Annotated in this window: 19 protein-coding genes; 7 read left to right on the top strand and 12 right to left on the bottom strand. The window is 58.8% G+C overall.

The window, feature by feature from the left end; all coding sequences use genetic code 11:
* Positions 1-57: 57 nt before the first annotated feature.
* The 8 genes from IAE48_RS12380 to IAE48_RS12415 all read right to left on the bottom strand — a co-directional run bounded on the left by IAE48_RS12380 (position 58) and on the right by IAE48_RS12415 (position 9,017).
* Positions 58-1,482 carry a DNA cytosine methyltransferase gene (locus IAE48_RS12380; RefSeq protein WP_233631569.1) on the bottom strand — a complete coding sequence of 475 codons (1,425 nt, stop codon included), beginning with the start codon at positions 1,480-1,482 and terminating at the stop codon, positions 58-60.
* 66 nt (positions 1,483-1,548) lie between these two features.
* Positions 1,549-2,073, bottom strand: coding sequence for a rhodanese family protein (locus IAE48_RS12385; RefSeq protein WP_200134567.1), 525 nt, complete (start codon positions 2,071-2,073; stop codon positions 1,549-1,551).
* Between the two features lie 2 nt (positions 2,074-2,075).
* A complete protein-coding gene (locus IAE48_RS12390; protein ID WP_094421765.1) occupies positions 2,076-2,387 on the bottom strand; it encodes a helix-turn-helix transcriptional regulator in 312 nt (103 codons plus the stop codon).
* Between the two features lie 140 nt (positions 2,388-2,527).
* Positions 2,528-3,535, bottom strand: a complete 1,008-nt coding sequence (locus IAE48_RS12395) for a LacI family DNA-binding transcriptional regulator (RefSeq protein ID WP_023480517.1) — start codon at positions 3,533-3,535, stop codon at positions 2,528-2,530.
* A 29-nt stretch (positions 3,536-3,564) separates the two neighbouring features.
* Positions 3,565-4,974, bottom strand: a complete 1,410-nt coding sequence (locus IAE48_RS12400; protein WP_200134568.1) for a sucrose-6-phosphate hydrolase — start codon at positions 4,972-4,974, stop codon at positions 3,565-3,567.
* On the bottom strand, positions 4,974-6,344 hold the full coding sequence (locus tag IAE48_RS12405) for a sucrose-specific PTS transporter subunit IIBC (RefSeq protein ID WP_200134569.1): 1,371 nt from the start codon (positions 6,342-6,344) through the stop codon (positions 4,974-4,976). The genes IAE48_RS12400 and IAE48_RS12405 overlap by 1 nt, the downstream gene beginning before the upstream one ends.
* 64 nt (positions 6,345-6,408) lie before the next feature.
* Positions 6,409-7,926, bottom strand: coding sequence for a carbohydrate porin (locus IAE48_RS12410; RefSeq protein WP_139965879.1), 1,518 nt, complete (start codon positions 7,924-7,926; stop codon positions 6,409-6,411).
* Positions 7,927-8,090: 164 nt separating this feature from the next.
* Positions 8,091-9,017 (bottom strand): aminoimidazole riboside kinase, encoded by a 927-nt coding sequence (locus tag IAE48_RS12415; protein ID WP_200134570.1) that lies wholly within the window; start codon positions 9,015-9,017, stop codon positions 8,091-8,093.
* A gap of 208 nt (positions 9,018-9,225) precedes the next feature.
* On the opposite strand from IAE48_RS12415, the gene IAE48_RS12420 reads away from it, so the two are divergent.
* The 5 genes from IAE48_RS12420 (at position 9,226) to IAE48_RS12440 (ending at position 14,274) form a co-directional block, all read left to right on the top strand.
* Positions 9,226-9,615: a DUF3592 domain-containing protein gene (locus IAE48_RS12420; RefSeq protein ID WP_200134571.1), complete on the top strand. Its 390-nt coding sequence runs from the start codon at positions 9,226-9,228 to the stop codon at positions 9,613-9,615.
* Between the two features lie 41 nt (positions 9,616-9,656).
* Complete coding sequence (locus tag IAE48_RS12425) at positions 9,657-10,046, top strand: DUF3592 domain-containing protein (protein ID WP_200134572.1); 390 nt, start codon at positions 9,657-9,659, stop codon at positions 10,044-10,046.
* 231 nt (positions 10,047-10,277) lie between these two features.
* Positions 10,278-11,366 (top strand): ABC transporter substrate-binding protein, encoded by a 1,089-nt coding sequence (locus tag IAE48_RS12430; protein WP_200134573.1) that lies wholly within the window; start codon positions 10,278-10,280, stop codon positions 11,364-11,366.
* A 75-nt stretch (positions 11,367-11,441) separates the two neighbouring features.
* Complete coding sequence (locus IAE48_RS12435) at positions 11,442-13,211, top strand: iron ABC transporter permease (protein WP_054803948.1); 1,770 nt, start codon at positions 11,442-11,444, stop codon at positions 13,209-13,211.
* On the top strand, positions 13,204-14,274 hold the full coding sequence (locus tag IAE48_RS12440) for an ABC transporter ATP-binding protein (protein WP_200134574.1): 1,071 nt from the start codon (positions 13,204-13,206) through the stop codon (positions 14,272-14,274). Before IAE48_RS12435 ends, IAE48_RS12440 begins: the two co-directional genes overlap by 8 nt.
* A gap of 3 nt (positions 14,275-14,277) precedes the next feature.
* Here the strand turns inward: IAE48_RS12440 and IAE48_RS12445 are convergent, their stop codons facing one another.
* Genes IAE48_RS12445 through IAE48_RS12460 form a run of 4 tightly spaced genes read right to left on the bottom strand, consistent with a single transcriptional unit; the run spans position 14,278 to position 17,257 of the window.
* On the bottom strand, positions 14,278-14,910 hold the full coding sequence (locus IAE48_RS12445) for an NrsF family protein (protein WP_200134575.1): 633 nt from the start codon (positions 14,908-14,910) through the stop codon (positions 14,278-14,280).
* The gene (locus tag IAE48_RS12450) at positions 14,897-15,448 is read right to left on the bottom strand and encodes a sigma-70 family RNA polymerase sigma factor (RefSeq protein WP_200134655.1); all 552 of its coding nucleotides are present in this window, start codon (positions 15,446-15,448) and stop codon (positions 14,897-14,899) included. The genes IAE48_RS12445 and IAE48_RS12450 overlap by 14 nt, the downstream gene beginning before the upstream one ends.
* A gap of 8 nt (positions 15,449-15,456) precedes the next feature.
* Complete coding sequence (locus tag IAE48_RS12455) at positions 15,457-16,677, bottom strand: protein-disulfide reductase DsbD (RefSeq protein ID WP_200134576.1); 1,221 nt, start codon at positions 16,675-16,677, stop codon at positions 15,457-15,459.
* 28 nt (positions 16,678-16,705) lie between these two features.
* Entirely contained in the window at positions 16,706-17,257 is a 552-nt protein-coding gene (locus IAE48_RS12460) for a peroxiredoxin (protein ID WP_042712503.1), read from the bottom strand.
* A gap of 216 nt (positions 17,258-17,473) precedes the next feature.
* Between IAE48_RS12460 and IAE48_RS24115 the strand changes: the two genes are divergently transcribed.
* Together IAE48_RS24115 and IAE48_RS12465 are read left to right on the top strand one after the other, a co-directional pair.
* A complete protein-coding gene (locus tag IAE48_RS24115) occupies positions 17,474-17,656 on the top strand; it encodes an SgrR family transcriptional regulator (protein WP_233631571.1) in 183 nt (60 codons plus the stop codon).
* Between the two features lie 45 nt (positions 17,657-17,701).
* Positions 17,702-18,913 (top strand): ABC transporter substrate-binding protein, encoded by a 1,212-nt coding sequence (locus IAE48_RS12465; RefSeq protein ID WP_233631572.1) that lies wholly within the window; start codon positions 17,702-17,704, stop codon positions 18,911-18,913.
* Positions 18,914-19,064: the final 151 nt, after the last annotated feature.

Consider the following 19,064-nt stretch of genomic DNA (forward strand, 5'->3'; position numbering starts at 1 on the left):
TAACTTTACGATCGCTTATCAAACACTTCACTCAGGCCGAGTGAAGTGTATTCTGCGTCACAGATTGCTCTTCTCTTTGCGTCGTTTTACCGCCAGATCGATGCGCGGTGCCAGCAGTTTTGCCACCGCGGCAAAGACCGGCACCACCACCGAATTGCCGAACTGGCGGTACGCCTGGGTGTCGGAAACCGGGATGCGAAACGGCTTCTCGCCCACTCTCTCAAAGCCCATCAGGCGGGCGCACTCGCGCGGCGTCAGGCGACGCGGACGGCGAGCCTGGTTCTCAGCATGGGTAAAGTCCGCTTCGCCCAGCGCTTTATCCCAGCCGCGATCGATAAGAATTTCCGAACCATCTTTGTGATAGCGCGCCGACAGGGTGCGTGCGACGCTGCCCGCATTCGTTGGGTCGACCAGCCCGAAGCCGAAACCGTTGCCTTTGGCGGCGTGCTTCTTCGCATAGCGATAGAGGTAATCCCACAGCTTGGGCGAGAGCACATATTTGCTGTCGACGGTCGGCTCCAGCAGTTCGCCAAAGGTCGGGCGCTGCTGCGGATAGAGGCGGTCAATATCGCGCAGCGTAAAGCCGTCGGCGAGATCGAGGTCGCGGCGAAAACCAACCAGCACAATGCGCTCGCGGTGCTGCGGCAGAAAGTGTTTGCCGTCGATAATCTTCGGATCGTTCTTGCCCGAGGCTTCCGCGTCGGCGACGTCGTAACCCAGCTCATCAAGCGTATTCATGATTACGCTGAAGGTTTTGCCTTTGTCGTGACTCTTGAGGTTTTTGACGTTCTCCAGCACGAAAATCGCCGGGCGGCGGGCTTTGATAATCCGCGCGACGTCGAAAAAGAGCGTCCCCTGCGCTTCACACTCAAAGCCGTGCGCCCGCCCGAGGGCATTCTTCTTGCTGACGCCCGCAAGGCTAAAGGGCTGGCAGGGGAAACCGGCTAATAAGACGTCATGTTCGGGAATATGCTGCGCAATGTGGGCGTAAGCCTGCGCTTCAGAGATAGCGGGATTGCCGCTCAGCGTCACTTCGCGGATATCCTGATTAAAGGTGTGCGTGGCGCTGTCGTTATACCAGTTGGCTTTATAGGTGCGCACCGCGTTTTTGTTCCACTCGCTGGTAAAGACGCACTGCCCGCCAATCGCTTCAAAGCCGCTGCGGATGCCGCCGATACCGGCAAAGAGATCGATAAAGCGAAAACGGTAATGGGGATGGTGCGCGGGCGGGGAGGGCAGCAGCTCACGCAGCAGCTTCTCTTCGGTGGCGGTAAGGGTTTTCGCCGCGCCTTTGCCGTTAACCCAGCGGTTGAGCGCTTCGCGGCTCCACTCCGATTTGCCCGCTTTCTTTAACTGCTCCGCCACATACTTTTGACCATAGATGTCGAGTAGCTGGTTGAGCAGGGCACGATCCCGTGCCTGTTGCTGCAAAGCCTCTGCCTGCGCCAGCTCTTCCTGCGCGAGTGAATCAAATTCCGCCATGGCGTCTCCTTGGGTGTAGGCCGGGAAATATATCACTCATTTGACCCGGAGGAGAAATGCCGCACATCAGGATCGGTTCCACGGCATCTTCGCCAGCAGCAATGCCATGCCGCACCAGCCGCTTAATCCGGCGAACAATAAGCCTGCGCCGACAAAGCCCGAGAGCAGAAAGAAGGCCGGATTGAGCAGATAGCCGAGCGCCACGCCAAGTAGCACCAGGCTGCCCGCAACGATCTGCACCTGCTGCATCAGCGGGCGCGGCTGCGCTTTATCCTGCACCGTCGGCAAGCCTGCGCGCTTCCAGTTCGCCAGCCCACCCTCAAGCAACAGCACCTGCGCAGGCGCGGCGGCCTGCATTAACGCCTCAACGTTTTTCTGGGTACGCATCCCGGACTGGCAGTGGAAAATCACCGTTTGCGCGGGTTTTTCACTGCTCAATCGTTTACCGGCCAGCAGATCCTCCAACGGCAGGGAGAGGGCATCGGGCAGATGTTCACGACGAAACTCATCCGGCTGGCGAATATCAATCAACGGCACGTCCTGCTGCTGTTGTATCCGCGCATCGTGCGGGGAAATGGATGTGTAGGACATATTCAGACCTCCGTGCAGTAGATGCCCTTAAGTGTGTTGACGATATGGTTCACGGCGGGATCTTTGATGAAGTAGGTGATGCGCTGCGCCTGGCGCACGCTCTCAATCAGCCCCTCATCTTTCATGCGCGTCAGGTGCTGCGAGGTGGCCGACGGGCTAAGGCCGGTCAACGCCGAGAGTTCGCCCGCATGGGTGCCGGGTGCATCGCAGAGCATGCACAAAATCAGCAACCGGCGCGGGTGGCTCATCGCTTTCAGCAGCGCAGCGGCCTGCTCTGCCTGGTTCTGTAACTGGGTAATATTCGATGGTGGCATTTGTATTTTAGATTTTTCTAAATTTAGTAAAACCTAAAATACAAATGGGAAAGAAGCAAGCGCAACGTGCGCCCGCTGAGTTTATTCGGTAAGCAAATTCTTATCTGGCTGGCGCGGTCATATCGCGCCAGAGGGATGCGTTAAGGATGACGCCAGCGCAGCGTGGCGGGAAGAATGCGCTGCGGCGTGGTCGGCTCGTTACCGTCCACCAGTTGCGTGATGATCTCGAAGCAGTCCTGCGCCAGGCGCGGGATATTCTGCTCGACGGTATCGATGGGCAGCGAGAGCGAATCATAGAGATAGTGATCGTCGAAGCTGGCGATATGGATATCGCTCTCCAGCAGGTGATGCTGGCTCATATAGCGCAGCACCCCTTCCAGCAGCCCGCAGGCGGCGGTAAACAGCGCTTTCGGCGGGCGGCCAAGGCGCGCGCAGAGGGCGGCGAACATCTCATAACCACTGCTCGGGTGATAGTTGCCGTGAATGATCCACTCCGGGCGCGGGGTGACGCCTGCGCGCTCAAGCCCCTGCATAAAGCCTGCAAGACGATCTTTGGTCGGGGATAAGCGCGGCTGGCCGCCAAGAAAATAGATCTCGTCCGGGTTGGCGCGCGCCAGACGCTCGACCAGCTCGGCGGTGGGTGTCAGTGAATCGGTGATCACCAGCGGCAGCTGGGTGTCGCTGATATGGCGGTCAAACAACACCACCGGCAGCTGCTCGCTCAGTTTTACGTAGTCGGCGTCGTTTAACATGCTGGAGGCGACAATCAGGCCATCGACCTGGCGCGACACCAGGTTATTGACCACCACTGTCTCCTGGCTGGCGTTTTCATCGGTGCAGGAGATAAGCAGTTGCAGGCCCGCTTCGCGACAGAGGTTTTCCAGTTCGTGAGAGAAGACGGCGAAACCATAGTTGATGATCTCTGGCACCACCAGCCCCAGCGTATGGCTGCGGTTTTCGCGCAGCAAGCGCGCGTAAATACTCGGCTGATAGTGGTGCTGCTGGGCAATCGCCTGCACGCGCTCGCGCGTCTCCTGGGCGACGCGCAGCTCTTTGCCGCGGCCGTTAAGCACCAGGCTGGCGGTGGCTTTTGACACCCCCGCCAGCGCGGCAATATCACTGATGGTAACGCGTTTAGGTTTTCTCACGGTTTTGCATCGCTTAAGGAAACAAGCGCTTATTCTACCATGCAAGCACGTAACGACCAGTAGCGCGCCCGCACTTCTGCATCACCCGCAAACGTTAAGCGCGCAGGCTGCTGCGGGAAGTAGCGGCTGCTCATCACCCCTTCGCCATCATTGATAAAGATCTCGACGCTGGAGTGGTCGCAGAGGATCTGCAACTTGTGCGCCGCGCCTTGCCAGTAGCGGTAGTGCCACTCGCCGCTCTCAAAGCTTCTGCGCGCGAGGCGCAGTTCACTCTGGCTCCACTCAAGGATCAGCGTGTCGGCGAAATTCAACGTGAGATCGCCTGCGCTCTCGACAATCAGCTCCAGCGACGCGGCATCCAGCGCCGATAGCGCGTCGGCCTGACCGTTGAAGATTTGCTCTTCGCCGCGTAACGCCTGAAGCTCAACAACCGGCTGTTGATAAAGCTTACCGTTGCGCGAGGTTAATTGGCGCAGGCAGGTCATCTGGTGGATCCAGCCGTTGGCGACGGTAGGCTGGCGCATCTCTTCCCCGTCCGGCACGCCCATCCAGCCAACCAGTAAACGGCGGCCATCTTCGCTCTGCGTGGTTTGCGGCGCGTAGAACTCAAACCCGGCGTCAAGCTCGTGAAACTCGCCGTGGCGGAACTGCGCGTTGTCGTAATCCAGCTCGCCGCTGAGATAAGCGCTCGCGTGGGTGTTGAGCCAGCGTTTCTCATCACGCGTGATCCCCTGCGGGCAGCAGATAAGATAGGTACTATCGCCGAGCGCGAAGAGATCCGGGCACTCCCACATATAGCCCGCGTCGCCCAGGCCGTTGAGGCCGCTGCCGGCGATCTCACCGAGGTTCTGCCAGTTCCACAAGTTTTCCGAGCGCAGCAACAGCACTTTGCCCTGCAAGGTGAGATCCTGCGCGCCGAGGACCATGTACCAGAAGTCGCCGTGTCGCCACACTTTCGGGTCGCGCACGTGTCCGGTGTAGCCGTTTGGCAGCGGGATCGCCGGGCCGAGCTTATCGAAGCCGCCGTCACGGTTCTGCACCGCCAGACACTGCCAGGCGGTGCGCGTGCCGTCGTCAAACTTGACGTTACCGGTGTAGCAGAGCGTCAGCACGCCGTCGTTATCCACGGCGCTACCGGAGTAGCAGCCGCTGCGGTCATACTCTTCGTCCGGCATCAGCGCAATCGGCTCATGCTGCCAGTGGAGTAAATCCGCTGAGCTCCAGTGCCCCCAGCATTTATGGTTGTGCTGGCAGCTCAGCGCGTTCCATTGATAAAAAAGATGGTAACGCCCGCCCAGCTGGATAAATCCATTGGGATCGTTGAGCAGCCCGGTGACCGGCGCCAGGTGCCAGTTCGGGTAGAAGGGGTCGCTCAGCGCTTTCGGCTGGCCTTTCATCACCGCCTGTAAAATGGCGGGCAGCAGAGAGTCAGATGCCATTATTCCGCGTCCGTTTTGTATTTCAGCAAGAAGGAGAGAATGAAGGCGACGCTAAAGGCGATAGCCATACCGATAATATAGTTAAGCAGCGAGCTGGCCTGCACAATCGCCAGACCCGGCAGCCCGGTGAGGCCCACCGCCGTCATATAGACATGCATCGACACCACCCACGCGCCGCCGACCGCACCGCCAATTAACCCGGCGATAAACGGCTTCATAAAGCGCAGGTTGATACCAAAGATCGCCGCTTCGGTAATGCCGAGCATCGCCGAGAAGGCGGACGGCAGAGTAATCGCTTTGATCTTTGCGTCCTTGGTTTTAAACCACACCGCCAGGCAGGCACCGCCCTGCGCAAAGTTAGCCATCGCCCAGATCGGCAGCAGGAAGTTAACGCCAATCGACGGGTTGCCGAGCAGCCCGGCCTCAATGGCGTGGAAGCTGTGGTGCACGCCGGTAATCACAATCACCGAGTAGAGCCCACCAAACAGCAGACCCGCCAGCCAGCCCGCGTGGGCAATCAGCGTGCTGAGCACAAACGAGATGCCGTCGCCCAGCGCGCGACCCGCCGGGCCGATAATCAGCATGGCGATAAAGCCGGAGATAATCACCGTCAGGAACGGGGTGAGAATCAGATCCAGCGCGTCCGGGATCACCCGGCGAAGCTGTTTTTCCAGCATGCTCATAAACCACACTGCCAGCAGTACCGGGAAGACTGTTCCCTGGTAGCCAATCATCGCCACTTCGATGCCGAAGAAGTTCATGGTGTGGAAGCCCGCCGCCACGCCCCAGGCGTTGGTCAGCGCCGGATGGGTGAGGATGCCGCCAAGCGTTGCGCCAAGATAGGGGTTGCCGCCAAACTCGCGCGCGGCGGTAAAGCCAATCAGGATCGGCAGAATGATAAACGCCGCCGAGCTGAACATGTCGAGCATGATATAGAGCGCGTTATCCGGGTTGACCCAGCCGTAGGTTTTCACCATCCCCAGCAGGCCCATCAGCAGGCCGGAAGCAACAATCGCCGGAATGATCGGCACGAAAATGTTCGACAGCAAACGGGCGATGCGCTGGAACGGGTTCAGGTTGCGCGCAGCGATATCCGCCGCTTCCGATTTGCTCGACTCGCTGATCCCCGCCTCGGTAATAAACGCGGCGTAGACTTTGTTCACCACCCCGGTGCCGAAGATGACTTGTAACTGCCCGGCGTTACGAAAACAGCCTTTCACACCGTCGACTTTGCCTATCGCGGCGGTGTCTGCTTTCGCGTCGTCCACCAGCACCAGGCGCAGGCGCGTCGCACAGTGCGCGGCGCTGGCGATATTCTCTTTGCCGCCGAGCAAGGGGAGCAGCGAGCGGGAAATTTGTGCAAAATCCATAACAACCTCTGTCTTGTTTTTAGGCTTTCAAGCTACGCAAACGGCCCCCGCAGGGGCCGCGCTATCAGAACCAGGTTTCCATCTGTACGCCGAAGTTCCACTCGCCGCCGGCCTTGAAGCCAGCGCTGCCGAAGGCGTCGTCACCGGCGTAGTTATCCAGCCGGTGATCCCAGTCCATCCAGGTGGCAAACAGGCGGATTTCCGGGCGTTTCAGGAACTCGCCGACATCGCCCGCTTTCAGCGTTGGCGCAACGGTCAGTTTGTAGAAGCTGCCGCTCACGTTATTGCGGCTGTTGTACCCTTCCGGGCGCAGATCCATGTACTGATACGTCCCTTCATACTGCATTTCAAAGTTTTCCGTCAGCCCCTGAATCAGGCGCACGTTGGCGGTCGCCCACTGGTAGCTGTCGCCTTTGACGTAACGATCTTTACTGCTCTGCGCCAGCACCGCCGGGGCAATGTGCCAGCCGCCGCCGAGCGGCGTAATGCCGTAGCTCGCCAGGCGCCAGGTGTCGGCCTGCGACAGCAGCGCGCCGTCGGAGCCGATGGCCTTCACTTCCGCACCGAGGCCGTGACCGTAAAGCAGCGCGGTTTTTGCTGAACCTTCACGCAGGCCGTAGAAGCTGTCGTTGTGCAGGCCGAGCAGGGCGTGAACACCGTTGTCCGCCGCGTCGCTCTTCACTTTATTGCCTTCCAGATCGAGGCGGTCGTCATTATCCTTCGCGCGCATGCCGCTGACCATCAGCTGCACCGGGCCGTAGTAGTTGTTCAGGGAGAGGATGTAGTTCTGTGCGGTATTTTCGCTGTTTTCGATATCGCCAAAGGTGCGGCCATAGAGGGAGAGGTTACTGCGCGCCTCGTCGCTCCACTTCATGTCGTATACCCCGGCGCCGGTCCCGGCAAGGAACACCACATCGGAGTCGATCCAGTGGATATCAAAGTTATCGCGGTCGAAGCGTTTCCCCGCCCAGACGGTGGAGTCTTTGAACGCGCCGGTAAAGCTCGGCAGATGGCCGATCTCCGTAAAGGCCTGGCGCAGGTTGAGATCGCTGCTGGAGGCGGTCCAGTCGTTATAGGTGCGCTGGCCGTCGGCAAGCATCACTTTAAAGCGGGTGGTCGCGCCATTGGCAAGGGTCTGTTTATGTTCGAGGTTCATCTCGACATAGGTATCCGGTTCGTTACCCAGACGACCCACATGGCCGCCGGTCTCACCGGCTGGCGTCACGGTCGGGCCGCCCTGAGTTTTGCTCGCCGAATCGCTCATCAGCAGGCCGGAGCGGGCATAGCCGTGGAACTCAAAGCCGCCTTCATCGCTGGCTTTCTGCTCCAGTTTGGCGGTGCGCTGCTCAACCTGCGTGGTGGTGGTGTCGGTTTTTTGCTGTGCGGCCGCTAACTGCTGGGCCTGTTTTTCCGCAGCCTGCGCGCGGCTTTCGGCGGCATTAGCGCGCTGTTCGGCGGCCTGTAAACGCTGCTCCAGCGCGGCAAGACGGGCTTCAATGCTGCTCATGCTCGGGTCGGCGGCCTGTGCCGCTCCCGCGCTGAGAATAAGACCAAGGGTTATGGCGAGCGTGCTTTTTTTCATCATTTTGCATCCCTAAGGAAGAGCCATCATCACAGAGTTATTTTTGCTAAACCGGTTTAGGTGTCGAATCATAATCGCGCATAATTTCAGGACGCAATGAAATTAGCTAAACCGGTTTAGTGAATGTGAGACGGCTCGCAAAACGAGACGTAAGCCCGCAGGTGTCAGGCGAGTTGCTCCTCAAGCTGGTGGCGCCAGGGCAGGGCGGTCATGGCGCCTTTAGCGGTGGTTGCCAGTGCGCCACAGATCTGCGCGCTCGCCAGCCGCGCGGCTAACTGCGGTTCGCTATCGGGCAGGCCGTGCTGCGCCAGCCCCCACAGCAGACCGGCGACAAAGGCGTCGCCCGCACCGGTGGTGTCCACGCTTATCACCGGCAGCGTCGGGTAGTGGTAGCACTTGCCGTTCAGGCAGGCTTTCACCCCGGCTTTGCCCTGGGTGACCAGCAGCAGGGTGATGCCATACCGCGCTGCCAGCTCAGGCAGGCTCACCTCCTCAGCAGGCGCGTCGGCGATAAATGCCAGCTCCTCTTCCGAGAGTTTCACCACATCTGCCAGCACCAGCCCGCGCTCAATGCAGTGGCGAAGCTGGGCGCTGTCGGCCCACAAATCGTGGCGAATATTGGGGTCGAAGCTGACAAACCCGCCCGCGCCGCGCACCCGCTCCATGGCGCTGAAGGTGGTGGAGCGCGAAGGCTCAGCCGCCAGCGCAATCGAGCAGCAGTGCAGCCATTCGCCGCGGGCAAACGGCGGCAGATCCGTTTCAGCCAGGAACAGGTCGGCGCTCGGACGCACCATAAAGGTAAAGGAGCGCTCACCCTCTTCATCGAGCGCCACCACCACGGTTGAAGTGCGGTGCTGCGCATCGGCACGCATAAAAGCGGTGTCGACCTGCTCTTTCGCCAGCGTCTGGCGCATAAAGTGGCCGAAGGGATCGTCGCCAACGCGACCGATAAAACCGCTATTCCCCTGTAAGCGCGCAATGCCGACCGCGACGTTGGCCGGCGCGCCGCCGGGGCACTGCATCAGGCAGGCTTCGCCCTGCGGCAATAGATCCACCACGGCGTCACCCAGACACCAGACTCGAGCTGACATGATTTTCTCCCGATAATGAGTACCGCTAAACATTAACTAAACCGGTTTAGCTGTTCAACACTGTTGGTGGGTTTATTGCGTGATCAAACCACGATTAGTGAGAAAACGAATTTGATTGGATTAGGGCTGAGAACGTTTATGCTTAACATCCATTCGTTTTGCCAGAATTGCACGACTTTAATAGGTTCTGTCTAAAAGGAAGGTTTTTATGGAATTTAAATGGATATACCTGATCTTTCTTTTCAGCTTTCTGTTTCTGGTATGGGTGCTTAAAGATATTTATGCCTCTTTTGGCTCGTACATACGACAGATGCTTGTTGAAGCAAAAGTCTGGAAAACGGGTATTGCCGTTAATGCTGATATCATCGCGCGCAGCCGGACAGGGTTATTTGACGCTAACATTCCCGTTTACAGGCTGACGTTCAAATTCAAAACCCTTGAAGGTGTCGAAGTTGAGTCGACTTTGCGGCGTTCACTCGATGCCGAAGGCGTTATGCGTTATGCCCCTGGCAACGGCGCGACGCTGAAATATGATCCTAAAAACCCAAAGCGCATTGCGATGGATGATAATGACAAGCCCCTGATTTTAGGTGATTAACAGACGCTAACATCCCTCGAGATAAAAGTTGAGAAAAGAATATGTCGTTTGAATGGATCTACCTGGCCTACCTTTTTTTCTTTTTGGTTGCGGTGGGCATGCTGCGCTTAGCCTGGACGATGATAATGCCCGGCATTCGGCAGTTCAGAATGGAGTCTGCGGTGCGCAAAACAGGTATTGGCGTGAATGCGGATATCATCCATCGTCGCAAAACCGATCTCATTGATGGCGAAATGCCGGTTTATCAGCTGACTTTCGCATTCAAAACACGCGAAGGCGTTGACGTTCAGGCGAGTCTTGAGAGGCCTTTAGATATGGATGGTTTTATGCGATACGCGCCTGGAAACGGCGTAGCGCTGAAATATGATCCCCAAAATCCGCAGCGCATAGCGCTCTACCCGAACGATCGCCCCCTTATCCTCGGCGATTAATTTGTTAAAAAGCGTAAACAACTCTTACCTCTTTTCCCCGCCATTTTTCATCCTGAGCAAAACGCCGTTCTGAATAAAATGCCGCTAACTCTCGGTAAAATAACGGCGTAATTGGCTTAAATCCCTTCAATGTCACAAAACCCGCAAAAAAGACCCTGGCGCGTTGCATCGGGTGGCTAAGGCGCTATATGTTAAATTTGTGTTTACAAAATGATAAATAGGGGTTTGTTCATGGAGATGAAAAAAAGCGTACTGGCGGGCGTAGTAGCGGCGCTCTTTTCCTCTGCCGCTCTCGCAGCTGTCCCTGCGGGCTACCCGGCGGATTATCAGAAAATCGTCGATGCCGGCACCAAAGAGGGCAAAGTGGTGGTCTACTCAACGACCGACACCAAAGCCGCTGGCCCGCTGATCAAAGGGTTTGAAGCGCAATATCCCGGTATCAAAGTTGAATATAACGATATGAACAGCACCGAGCTGTATAACCGTTATCTTAGCGAGCAGGCCTCCGGCGGTGGCAGCGGCGACGTGGTCTGGAGTTCGTCGATGGACACCGCGCTGAAGCTGGCAACCGAGTACGCCGATGAGTACGCCTCCCCCGAACAGAGCAAACTGCCGAAATGGGCGGTCTGGAAAAACAAAGCCTACGGCACCACCTACGAGCCGGTGGTCTTTATCTACAACAAACGCCTGATCCCGCAGGGCGATGTCCCGGATTCCCACACTGCGCTGGCGAAACTGATTGCCAGCCAGACCGATAAGTTCAAGAGCAAAGTGACCACCTACGATATCGAAAAATCGGGGCTCGGCTTTATGCTCGCCGTTGAAGACAGCAAGCACGACAAAGAGTATTTCACCTATCTTGCAGATATCGCTAAAGGCGGCCTGACGGTGCAATCCTCCACCGGCACCATGATGGAGCGCGTCTCCTCCGGTGAAAACCTGGTCGGCTACAACATCCTCGGATCCTATGCCGAAGCGCGTGCGAAAGCCGATAAATCCTTAGGCGTCTCCTACCCGAAAGATTACGTGCTGGTGCTGTCGCGCGTCTCCTTTATCAGTGCCGAAGCGGAGCACAGTAACGCGGCGAAGTTGTGGTTTGACTATGTGCTGTCGGAAAAAGGGCAGAGCATTCTCGCAAGCCAGGCGGATATCCCCTCCCTGCGTAACGATATTGAAGGCAGCAATGATATCGACGGCATGACCAAACTACTCGGCGATGCGCTGAAACCGATCCCGGTTGATGAGTCGCTGCTTGAGTATCTGGAGCCGAAAAAGCGTCTCGAATTTATTAAACAGTGGCGCACCGCCGCCGGGAAATAGAGGCGTTGCCGGTTGTGTGCGGCGCTGTCCGCGCACAACCCTTTCACTCTCATCTTCTGACCACAGGGATTTTCTATGAATATCGTGCGCAGAAAATGGCAAGGGTTACCGCGCGGCGTAACGGTCCTGATTACCGCCCTGGTGATCTACGTTCCGTTATTATTTATCGTCGTACAGAGTTTTCTTTCAGCGCCTTTCTTCTCCCGCAGTAAGGAGCTGAGCCTCGAATCCTTCGCCTTTATCTTCACCGACCCCGATTTTTACCTCGCCTTAAAGTCCGGCTTTATTCTCGCCTTTGGGCTGGTGTTTATTGCCATTCCGCTCGGCGGCATTCTCGCCTTCTTGATGGTGCGTACTGACCTGCCGGGACGGCGCTTTATTGAGCCACTGATCCTGGTGCCCATTTTCGTCTCGCCGATGGTGCTTGGCTTTGGCTATGTCGTCTCTGCCGGGCCGGTGGGCTTCTTGTCGCAGTGGGCGCAACAGCTGTTGGGGTTTGTGCCGTGGAACATCTACTCGATGTTCAGCATCGTGGTGATCGCCGGGCTGACGCACGTGCCGCATGCCTATCTCTATATCTCGTCGGCGCTGCGCAGCGTTGGCTCAGATGTCGAGGAGGCCGCGCGCACGGTGGGTGCCTCGCCTTTACAGGTGATGACCTCCGTCAGCCTGCCGATGGTACGTCCGTCGATCCTTTACGCCTGCGTACTGCTCTTTTTCCTCGGGCTGGAGGTGTTCGGCCTGATGCTGGTGCTCGGCGATCCCGAAGGCAACATGGTGCTGGCGACCTATCTCTATAAGTTGACCAACAAGCTCGGCACGCCCTCTTATCACCTGATGGCCGCCGTGGCGGTGGTGCTGATCTGCATCACCATTCCGCTGGTGATGCTGCAACGCCGCTTAATGCGCACCGCGAACCGCTTTGTCACCATGAAAGGCAAAGCGTCGCAGGCGCGCGCGCTGCCGCTGGGCAAATGGCGCTGGGTGGCAGGTGCGGTGGTGGTGGCGTGGCTGACGGTGACGATTGGTGTGCCGCTGCTGGGCGTGGTGCTGCGCGCCTTTATCTCCCACTGGGGGGTTGGCGTTCCGCTGTGGGATAACGTCTCGCTGGAGACCTTCCGCAATATCTGGCAGCAGCCGAACTTGCTGCGGGCGATCGTCAACTCGATGGCGATTGGCGTCTTCGGCGGCGCGCTGGCGGTGATCTGCTATCTGTTTGTCGGCATCGCGATGCACCGCAAGCAGGATAACGTCACCCGTTTCCTCGACTACAGCGTGCTGGTGCCGCGCGCGGTGCCGGGTCTGCTCGCCGGTCTCGCTTTTTTGTGGGTCTTCCTCTTCTTACCGATGTGGCTCGATCAATCCCTGAAAAACGGCTGGCTGTCGGGCTTGCCGGTCTCTGAGTGGCTGCGTGACAACCTGATTGTCTGGCTGCGCTCGCTGCGCAACACCATCTTCAGCGTCTGGCTGGCCTACACCGTAGTGTGGATGGCTTATGGCCTGCGCCTTATCTCCTCGACGTTGCTGCAAGTCGGCCCGGAGCTGGAAGAGGCGGCGCGCAGCACCGGCGCGACTCCGGGGCAGGTGACCCGCCATGTGACGGTGCCGCTGTCACGCTATGGCCTGATCGGCTCCTGGCTGCTGATGTTTTTGATCTTTGAGCGCGAATACTCCACCGGGGTGTATCTGCTCTCGCCCGGCACGGAAACCATCGGCTCGATGCTGGTGTCGCTGTGGGCGGCAGGCGCTATCGATATTGTCGCGGCCCTCTCGTTTATCAATATTTTGCTGGTGGTCATCGGTCTTGGTGTGGCCCTGCGTTTTGGAGTGAAATTACATGATTGAGCTAACGGTAGAGAACTTACACCTGACCTACGGCGACAACCCGGTGTTAAAGGGCGTGTCGATGGATCTCAAACGTGGCGAAGTGGTCTCGCTGCTTGGCCCCTCCGGCAGCGGGAAAACCACGCTTTTGCGCGCCGTTGCCGGGCTGGAGAAGCCCACCCAGGGGCGCATCACCATTGGCAAAAATGTGGTTTACGATGGCACACCGCGCAGCGAAGTGCCGGCGGAGGAGCGTAACCTCGGGCTGGTGTTCCAGTCCTACGCACTGTGGCCGCACAAAACCGTGTTTGAGAATGTCGCCTACCCGCTGAAGCTGCGCAAAATCGCCACTCATGAGATTAGCCAGCGGGTGCAGAGTGTGCTCGATCAGCTCGGGCTTGGCGCGCTCGGCCAGCGCCACCCTCACCAGCTGTCGGGCGGCCAGCAGCAGCGCGTCGCCATTGGCCGCGCGCTGGTCTATAACCCGCCGGTGATCCTGCTCGATGAACCGCTCTCTAACCTCGATGCCAAGCTGCGCGAAGAGGCGCGTGTCTTCCTGCGCGAGTTGATCGTCAAGCTCGGGCTGTCGGCGCTGATGGTGACTCACGATCAGAATGAGGCGATGGCGATTTCCGACCGCATTTTGCTGCTCAACAATGGGGTAATTGAGCAGCAGGGCACGCCGCAGGAGATGTACAGCAAGCCTTCAACACTCTTTACCGCCGAGTTTATGGGCAGCAACAACCGCCTGCATGGCAAGGTGACGGAAGTCTCCAACGGCCGGGCGCGTATCGAAGGGGCGCAGTGGGCGCTGTGGGGTGTTGCCGGGCCGGGCGTTAGCGTAGGGCAGGAGGCGACGGCGGTGATCCGCGTGGAGAGCCTGCGGCTAACCGAGACGCCGCAGGATAACTCGCTGGATCTGCCGATGCTCACCAGCATGTACCTTGGCGACCGCTGGGAGTATCTCTTCCGCACGCCGGTTGATGACTATGTGGTGCGCGTCTACGGCACCCAGTCACGCACGGCGCAAAACTACCGCGTGGTGCTGCCTGCCGATCAGCTGTGGATCTTCCCGAAAAAGTGACCGCTACGGCAGCGAAACCCAGCGGTAACCGAGCACCACGGTGAGCAGCACAATGGTGCTCACCGCAGCGATATGCATCAGCAGATCCGCCGCGCTGATGTGCGTAGGGTGGCAGAGCGAGAGCAGGGTCAGCGCCATACAGGCGACCCCTGCACCCGCGGCGCCAAGGCTGCGGGCGGGAAAGAGCGTGCGGGTGCGGCGCAGGTAGCCGACCACGATTGCCGCCATCGGCACGCTCACCGCCAGCATAAAGAGGTAGCAGTTTGGCCCCTCGACCATGCCGCTCGCCGGAACGCGATGCAGATGCAGGTTCAAAAACGTTGTCACCAGCCAGAGGCTGACCAGCGGCGCAAACCAGCCCCAGCCAAGCGGGCGCTGCCCGGCAATACTGAGCAGAAAGGCGTTGCGGATCGCCAGCGTGCCGGTGGCAAAGGTGAGCAGCAGTTGCAGCATCGCCCACGCAGCGCCTGCGTGCGACCAGTCGGTCTCTGTTCTGTTTAACAGCAGGCTGACTATCACCCCGCATGGCAATGCCACGGCAAGCCAGCTTGCCACCCGCCAGCCGCTGCGCCAGGGCCGTTTTACCGGCTCTGCCGAACGACCAAGTTTCTCAATTAACCACTCATGATCGGCCATGAAGGGCTCCTAACCGACGAAGATTATTCAGGGCGCGATGCAGTAGCGATTTGACGGCGGAGACCGTCAGGTTGTGCCGCGTCGCGGTTTCAGCAAGGCTCATTTCGCGCAGGTGAAAATGCTCAATCACCTGGCGCTGGCGTACGGGTAACTGGGCGAGCAGCGCCGCCAGCTCCTCTTCATGCAGAGTTGGGTGAGCGTCTGCGACCGGCTCCGGCAGCAGTTCGTCTGCCACTTCCCGCTGTTGATGGCGGCCGCGTTTTCGCAACGCATCCACCGTGCGGGCATGGGCGATTGCCATCAGCCACGGTAAAAAGGGCGCAGCGGGATCATAGGTGTGGCGAACCCGGTGCAGGGTCAGCAGCACATCCTGAATCACATCCTCGACCAGCTCGTCATCGGCTACCTGCTTACGCGCAAGCGTGCGGATAACCGGCACCAGCGCTTTAAGCAGCCGGGTGTAGGCCTGGCTGTCGCCAGCCTGCGCCCTGGCCATCAGATGCGGCCACTCTTCCCGCGCTGCCTCCGCTTTTTCCATCATCCGCCTTAGGTTTTTTTGCCGCTCGCTGCGTTCAGGGCATTGACCACAATTGTGGGTGTTAACACCTGCGGCAGGATGGTCGGCGCGCCGCCATCCGCCGGGTAGACGACATAGAGCGGCAGGCTGCCCTGGCCTAGCTCGTTGAGCGCGTCATCAATATCGGCATTAAATTTCGTCGAGTCCGCCACCATGTAGAGGGTGCCGCTTTTCGCCAGCGCCGTTTTGACCGCCTCGGTTGAGAGCGAGGTCTTCTCATTCACCTGGCAGGTGATGCACCAGGAGGCGGTGAAGTTGACGAAAATCGCTTTCCCGTGGCCGCGATTCTCCGCCACTTTTTGTGGCGACCAACTGGTCTCCGCTACCTGCGACGAGGCCAGTGCCGCGCCGCTGTTCACCACCGAGGGCAGCGGGGCAAGGGCGGCGATAATCAGCAGTGCGGTGGCGGCGAACAACCCTTTATGGCCGCGCCCGGCGAAGCGACGCTGCTGCGCCATGCCATAGAGCCAGGCGGCGAAGCTCACCACCACCGAGGCGGCAATGATCGCCGCCAGCGCCGTGGTGCCCGCCTGCTGCGCCAGCACCCACACCAGCCAGCCGAAGGCACCAAACATCGGAAAGGCCAGCCCGTGTTTCAGGGTGTTCATCCACGCGCCGGGTCGCGGCAGCCATTTGCCGAGAGCGGGGAAGAGCGAAATCAGGCTAAACGGTGCGGCAAAGCCGAGCGCGAGGGCGAAGAAGATCGCCAGCGCGACGGTGGGGGGCTGCACCAGTGCATAGCCAATGGCCCCCGCCATAAACGGTGCGGCGCAGGGGGTAGCAACAATAATAGAGAGCGCGCCGGTCAGCGCCGCGCGGATAAACGCCCCGCGTTCGACGTGGATCTCCCCGGCCCGCTGCACGGAGAGGCCCACTTCAAACACGCCGAGCAGGTTAAGCGCTGCCGCCAGCACAATCAGCGCCAGCGCGGCGATAACCAGCGGTGATTGCAGCTGAAAGCCCCAGCCAACGGCGCTGCCGCCAGCGCGTAGCGCAAGCAGGATCCCGGCGAGGATCAGCATGGTCGCCACCGTACCGAGCAAAAAACCCAGCCCTTCGCGGCGCGTCTGCGCTGGATCCCCGGTATGACGCAGGAGGCCCAGCGCTTTCAGCGAGATAATCGGAAACACGCAGGGCATAAAGTTGAGAATAATGCCGCCTGCGAAGGCGGCGAGCATGGCGGTTAACATAGTGATTCTCTGCCGGAAAAAGGGTTAGTTACGAATGGGATTTCGCATACTGTTTCACCGCGTCCATCGTTTTCTGGATATGCGTTTCCGGGTTTCTGTCAGTGTAGCTCAGCAGGATCTTGCCGTCCGGCGCGATAACGTAAGAGGTACGATCGGAGAGGGTTTTGCCCTTCATCTCCATCAGCGTGTCGTACTGCGCCGCCACTTTTGCGCCCGGATCGGCGGCAACGGTAAATTTATCGCGGCACTCCTCTTTCGAGAAGGCATCCACCTGATCGGTATTACCGGCGGTAACGCCAATCACCGTCGCGCCGAGCTTTTTAAAATCGTCCGTCGCTTCGGCAAAGGCGTGGGCTTCAATGGTGCACCCTTTACTGAATGCCGCCGGGAAGAAGTAGAGCACCACCGGCCCTTTTTGCAGCGCTTGCTTGAGTGAGAACGTGAGCGGTTTTCCCGCCAGCGCGCCCTGTAACTGAAAATCAGGTGCCTGCGAACCGGTGGGCAGCGCCGCCTGGGCGCTGGCAACATTCAGCAGGGCTGCGGCAGAGAGGCTCAAAAAGAGTTTTTTCATCGGGGTCATCATGCGCTCCAGGTCAACGTTAAGTGTGCGTTCATCTACAGTTCGCTGGCGCAGAGGAAAAGGTTTCGCGGACAGCGAAAAAAAAGTGAAAAATCTCATAGCGCGCCGCCGAAGGCGGGCGGAATCATAAGATTTATCTAATATGCTATATTCACTACTGCACTCTCCATCGTATCGAATCCCCTTGCGTCATCTGTTTATCATGGTGAATAACCAATGGTTTATTACTCCGCTATTGAGAAGGGTAGCCTGCTGCGCCGTTATAACCGGCTGCTGGCGAAATACAGTACGCACCGACATGAGTTATCCCTGGCGCACATCGCCGACACCTTAGCCTGCACGGCGCGCTATGCGCGCTCCCTGCTGCAAGAGATGCAGGAGGAGGGGTGGCTCATCTAGCGCTCCAGACCGGGGCGGGGCGCACTCGGCGTGTTGCAGTGCCAGATGAGCGTGGCAGCGCTGGAGAATATGCTTGGCAGCAATACCCCTGCGGCAGAGGCGAAAAGCGTGCCGGAAAATCACGGAACCTGTTACTCCCGCGACGGCTTTCACTATCACATCTCCTTCTATCGCCCGCTACAGGCGCCCGTGCCCTCTATTCATACCGATCGCGCCGGGCGGCATATTCTACAAATGGTGCATGCCGGGCTGACGCGCCATCTGCCGGAGCAGGCCGAGCCGGTTCCCTGTCTCGCCCACACCATTCGGGTCAGTGACGATGGGCTGAGCTGGCACTTTATGCTGCGTCGCGGGCTGGTGTGGCACAACGGCGAGGCGTTAGATCCTGCGCAGTTGCAGACCACGCTTCAGCGTTACGCGGGCGGGCCTGGCTTACCCCACGTGACGGATGTGATTGTGCAGGATTATGTGTTGATCATGCACCTCAGCCAACCGGATGCGATGCTGCTCTATCGGCTGGCAAGCCCGGTCTATGCGCTGGCGCACCCGGAAAACGGCGTGGTCGGCCTCGGGCCTTTTCAGCTTGGCAGCCATTCCGATGCGCAGATGACCCTCACCCGTGCGCCCGGCTGGCATGGTGAAATGCCGCAGGCGAGCGAGATTGTCTACAACACGCCGCTGGCCGCCACCCCCTCGCCAGCGCTGGTACGCCTCGATACCCCGCGCTCACATTTATCCCCCGAGCCGATGATCGTCCGCGAAAGCAGCGATGCGTTTTACTATGTCACCTTTAATCAACGGCGCGGCCGCCTGAGCCTCGCCCAGCAGGCGGTGATCCGCCAGATTGCGCAGTCGCTCGCCCGCGCGATGATGGAGCGGGAAGAGACGCTGGCACCGCTGCCGGAGTGGTTACTGCCGCCAACAGAGCCCGTGGCCCAGGCGCTGCTGCCCGCCACGCTCAATATCACCTACTTTCGATCTACCGAGATGAAAAAGTTGGTGGACGAGCTGATCAAAAGCCTGCGCTACCGCGGCTGTACGGTTAACACCAACCCGATCAGCGTTTCGCACTGGTTACTGCCCAACCAGCGCTGGGAAGAGGAGGATCTCTGTCTCGGCTTTCTGCGCTTTGACCAGCATGAAACCTTCAGCCTGGAGGAGCGCTATCGCCATAGCGAGATGTGGACCTGGTTCTGGGGGCATGCCCAGTGGCTGCGCTGGCGGAGTCTGAATAATTCATGTAATTCATTGAATTAATTTGTTTTTAGCGAGTTCAACTTTCCTTGGTATACCTAAGCGTATACCAATCGCTTAGCTTAAGGCTCCTCTCAGAAACATTTTTCCAGCTCAACGGAAAGCTTCATTAATTCACCCTAAATGTGTTTAAGCCGCTTTTTTAACAGCAACC

Origin of the sequence: Kosakonia sp. S57 (assembly GCF_016516575.1) — a bacterium.
In the GTDB taxonomy this organism is placed as follows: Bacteria; Pseudomonadota; Gammaproteobacteria; order Enterobacterales; family Enterobacteriaceae; genus Kosakonia; species Kosakonia cowanii.

Excerpts from the sequence above, each read along its gene's own strand:
- IAE48_RS12380 (WP_233631569.1), bottom strand. The coding sequence starts at position 1,482 with ATGGCGGAATTTGATTCACTCGCGCAGGAAGAGCTGGCGCAGGCAGAG.
- IAE48_RS12385 (WP_200134567.1), bottom strand. The coding sequence starts at position 2,073 with ATGTCCTACACATCCATTTCCCCGCACGATGCGCGGATACAACAGCAG.
- IAE48_RS12390 (WP_094421765.1), bottom strand. The coding sequence starts at position 2,387 with ATGCCACCATCGAATATTACCCAGTTACAGAACCAGGCAGAGCAGGCC.
- IAE48_RS12400 (WP_200134568.1), bottom strand. The coding sequence starts at position 4,974 with ATGGCATCTGACTCTCTGCTGCCCGCCATTTTACAGGCGGTGATGAAA.
- IAE48_RS12405 (WP_200134569.1), bottom strand. The coding sequence starts at position 6,344 with ATGGATTTTGCACAAATTTCCCGCTCGCTGCTCCCCTTGCTCGGCGGC.
- IAE48_RS12410 (WP_139965879.1), bottom strand. The coding sequence starts at position 7,926 with ATGAAAAAAAGCACGCTCGCCATAACCCTTGGTCTTATTCTCAGCGCG.
- IAE48_RS12415 (WP_200134570.1), bottom strand. The coding sequence starts at position 9,017 with ATGTCAGCTCGAGTCTGGTGTCTGGGTGACGCCGTGGTGGATCTATTG.
- IAE48_RS12420 (WP_200134571.1), top strand. The coding sequence starts at position 9,226 with ATGGAATTTAAATGGATATACCTGATCTTTCTTTTCAGCTTTCTGTTT.
- IAE48_RS12425 (WP_200134572.1), top strand. The coding sequence starts at position 9,657 with ATGTCGTTTGAATGGATCTACCTGGCCTACCTTTTTTTCTTTTTGGTT.
- IAE48_RS12430 (WP_200134573.1), top strand. The coding sequence starts at position 10,278 with ATGGAGATGAAAAAAAGCGTACTGGCGGGCGTAGTAGCGGCGCTCTTT.
- IAE48_RS12435 (WP_054803948.1), top strand. The coding sequence starts at position 11,442 with ATGAATATCGTGCGCAGAAAATGGCAAGGGTTACCGCGCGGCGTAACG.
- IAE48_RS12440 (WP_200134574.1), top strand. The coding sequence starts at position 13,204 with ATGATTGAGCTAACGGTAGAGAACTTACACCTGACCTACGGCGACAAC.
- IAE48_RS12445 (WP_200134575.1), bottom strand. The coding sequence starts at position 14,910 with ATGGCCGATCATGAGTGGTTAATTGAGAAACTTGGTCGTTCGGCAGAG.
- IAE48_RS12450 (WP_200134655.1), bottom strand. The coding sequence starts at position 15,448 with ATGGAAAAAGCGGAGGCAGCGCGGGAAGAGTGGCCGCATCTGATGGCC.
- IAE48_RS12455 (WP_200134576.1), bottom strand. The coding sequence starts at position 16,677 with ATGTTAACCGCCATGCTCGCCGCCTTCGCAGGCGGCATTATTCTCAAC.
- IAE48_RS12460 (WP_042712503.1), bottom strand. The coding sequence starts at position 17,257 with ATGACCCCGATGAAAAAACTCTTTTTGAGCCTCTCTGCCGCAGCCCTG.
- IAE48_RS24115 (WP_233631571.1), top strand. The coding sequence starts at position 17,474 with ATGGTTTATTACTCCGCTATTGAGAAGGGTAGCCTGCTGCGCCGTTAT.
- IAE48_RS12465 (WP_233631572.1), top strand. The coding sequence starts at position 17,702 with ATGAGCGTGGCAGCGCTGGAGAATATGCTTGGCAGCAATACCCCTGCG.